Annotated in this window: 3 protein-coding genes; 1 reads left to right on the top strand and 2 read right to left on the bottom strand. The window is 68.6% G+C overall.

The window, feature by feature from the left end; translation table 11 throughout:
• Positions 1 to 472 precede the first annotated feature (472 nt).
• Positions 473 to 889 (bottom strand): hypothetical protein, encoded by a 417-nt coding sequence (locus tag C3492_RS43750; protein ID WP_103818105.1) that lies wholly within the window; start codon positions 887 to 889, stop codon positions 473 to 475.
• A gap of 1,045 nt (positions 890 to 1,934) precedes the next feature.
• Here C3492_RS43750 and C3492_RS47135 point away from each other — a divergent pair.
• A complete protein-coding gene (locus tag C3492_RS47135) occupies positions 1,935 to 2,117 on the top strand; it encodes a hypothetical protein (protein WP_374938439.1) in 183 nt (60 codons plus the stop codon).
• 15 nt (positions 2,118 to 2,132) lie between these two features.
• Here the strand turns inward: C3492_RS47135 and C3492_RS43735 are convergent.
• The coding region (locus tag C3492_RS43735) for a selenium-binding protein SBP56-related protein (protein ID WP_103818103.1) at positions 2,133 to 3,113 on the bottom strand (981 nt) is incomplete at its 5' end.

Here is a 3,113-nt window from a genome sequence, read left to right as displayed (position 1 = left end):
CAGAGACCGAGGAACCGGTGAGCGTTCCTACCGAGTGCCTTCCCGACCTCGCCGAGGGACGTGCTGATCGCCGATGTGGCGACCGACAGTCTCCTGGACCGGCAGGCATTCAGCGGTGGGGCCGTCCGCACACGCAGACCGTCCACGCCACGGTCCCGCTGCCACCAAACCTGACCTATCTGTCCCGCTCGACCCGGTGGGACCACACCAACTGCCAGCGGGCCATCGACGCGCTGTGCGACCGCGTCGGGTATCACCGCACCCAGCCCACACCCGACCGGGCCTTCCGGTCACCGCCGCGGATGTGACACAAGGACACCGGCACGGCCGCAAGCCCAAGCCGAGAGCGCGAGTTCGGCTCTCGTCACCCCCTCCATACGCGACAGGTCCACACCGCGAGGGGCAAATCCGGGGCGCAGAAGCCACAGCATCCGGCGAATCGCGCGGTGGCGCATGGCAGCGCTGTCGGCGATCACCTGGACATGCGTACCGTGAAGTTTTCCACCTTGCCGGAGTTCCATTCAATGTGATCCTGAACTGACAAGTAGTTCGAATCCCGATTCAGGCGCAGCTGCTCGCTCGCGTTGTTCCACGTGTACCAGGCGTACCGGGCGCCCGGGACGTACTTGCTGGGGGTCAGCTTCTTCGTCCGGCCGTTGTCCCAGGGGCAATCCCTGGTCGAGTCGTGGTCGCACGTGGAATAGGCCCTGACGTAGAGACCGCAGCTTTCCGAAACCGTTACGTCGACGCGGCTCAGCCTGTCATTGCTCGAATACCACGTGCCTGGAAGCTTACTTGTGGTGAGGCAAGCGGCTGCCTGATTGGCTGAGACGAGCGTGAACGCGACCGAGAGGGAAAGCGTCACGGCGGCCGTGATGAGCAGGGCCATGACCCTGGGTAGTGGACTACGGGCAAACGAGACGTGTGTCATTGCGAACCTCCGATGGCGGGTACCAGCAGGAGCATTCCGTGGTCGTAGAACACGTCCACCTGGTCTTGCCGCTCGGCACCAGGCACGACTAGCGCAATGCGGGAGAGTTGACGACGACTCGCTGAAGAGCGGACGGCGGACATCACATCCGACTCTCGCTGGTCATCAAGGTAATTCCAGTCAACGCCGATCACCCATATGCCGCAAGTGGGGGGCGATGCGCTGCGTGCCCGCTGATCGGCTGTGTGCGCGACCACGCGATCTCCAGGCGGAACGGGGGGCACGAGCCGTTGGGGTCCAGCCCTCACGAAAGGCAAACCAGATGCTCTGGGCAACGGGCTACCACTGGACCTGGTGACCGGTATCCTCGGGCAGGAGATCGGCGCTCAGCCCGGGGCGATTTCCTCGAAGGGCACACGGGCGAACGCGCTCGCGGTCTTCAGCTGGGCCACGTACTCACGGGCCACCGACGCCCAAGCCCACGGGCGAGGTTGATGCACAACCTGGCCGACGCAAGGAGCGCGCCGCGCCGATGACCAGCCCTTCTCCCGTGGACGACGACCACGGCTGCCTCCGCCCGGTTCTCGCCGTGCCACTCCTCCCGCTCACCCTCATCGCCGCGGACTTCAGCTGGACGGCACTGACCATCAGGCCGGCCGATCCTTGGGACCATGGACGGGCAGACCGGCTCAATCACCGTCTGCTGCTGCCCCGTTCGTGTGGCGGGCTGGTGCTGAGGCGCTCACCAAAGCGAGAGGAGTGGATGACAGCCGTCGAGGTCGACTCCCCGGAGGCCCACCGGCGCCGAACCGGCCGAGCTGATGGCGCAGGCCTGATCCAGGCGCGGAGTGCCAGGAAGCCGGACCGCACACCCCCGGGGTACGCCGCGGGGTCGCCGCCCAGGCCGTCGACCCCGACAGCGCCCACAGGGCCTGGGACCTGTCGATACGACTGACCACCCGCGACCGCTGAGCCCGGCTCCGGCCGACCACCGGGAGACACCCTGAGCACATGGTGGAACGACTACCGCACGCTGCGCCACGGCCACGGGACAATGCACTACAGGCACCCCCTCGTCGGCGATCTGCACTTCTCGCAAGAGTCGCTGCACCGCCCGGCGACGACATCTTCAGGCGACGGGCCGCGCGGGTGGCGCCCTGACGCACCGGCGCCGGCCCGGACGTAGTCACCGGCCCGGGGGTCAGCGGCGGTAGCAGTAGGAGTCGGAGGAGGCGTCGCCGCCCTGCAGGCGTGTCTGGTGCACGCGCAGGCCGGCGAAGTCCTCGCCGTGGGGGAAGAAGCGGCCGTCCACCGACAGCCCGCCGCGTGAGGTATCGGCGTCCAGCTTGACCATCCACGGTTCGATGCCCGCGGGATAGAACTGCTCGTCCCAGGTGGCGTACAGGGAGTTCGTCACGTAGACGCGCCGCCCGTCGCGGCTGACCTCGACCATCTGGGCCCCGCCCGTCAGCGGCACGTCGGGCGCTGCGGGGTGCGGCCGGCGGGCGGTGATGCCGCCGAGCCGCACGGCCGCGGTCCGCCTGGGTTGCCGCGGGTCGCTCACGTCGTACTGGATGAGGTCACCGGTGCCCCACGCAGAGACGTACAGCCACCGGTCGTCCACCGAGAGGTCGATGTCGGTGATCAGCGGGGGCACGGCGCCGAACGGCTTGAGCGCCGGGGGCAGGTCCTCGGCCGGGGCTGGCTCGGCCGGGAGGGTGATCACCTTGGTGACGTGGAAGTCCTCGCCGTCGCGGTGCCACCGCCACACCGAGGCCGACAGGTCCTCGACGTCGACCACGGTGTTGGTGAACCCCCAGGTGGCCTCGGGGTCGTGCGCGGGACGCAGCTCCAGCACCATCTGGTGGGCGTCGCCCAGGTCGACCTTCTGCAGGTGCCGGCCGGTGCCGAGTTCCCAGAAGTGCAGGCAGTGGCCGTAACGGCGCCCCAGCAGCAGGTCGGGGACGAGACCGTCCTCGATCATGGAAGGGGTTCCCCACTCGCTGGTCACGGCGATGTTCTGGGCCAGGTGCCACCAGACGTCGTAGGCGAGATGCTGCGGCCCGCGCTCGCACTCCCAGCCGCGCAGTACCTCGAAGCTCTCGTGGTCCAGCAGCGCCACGCCGCCGGGCCCGTCCGCGCCGTCCGCGCCGCCCAGGCAGGACAGGAAGACGCCGTCGGG

Origin of the sequence: Streptomyces sp. Ru62 (assembly GCF_002920615.1) — a bacterium.
Taxonomy (GTDB): domain Bacteria; phylum Actinomycetota; class Actinomycetes; order Streptomycetales; family Streptomycetaceae; genus Streptomyces.
This window is presented reverse-complemented; position numbering and strand designations above follow the sequence as displayed.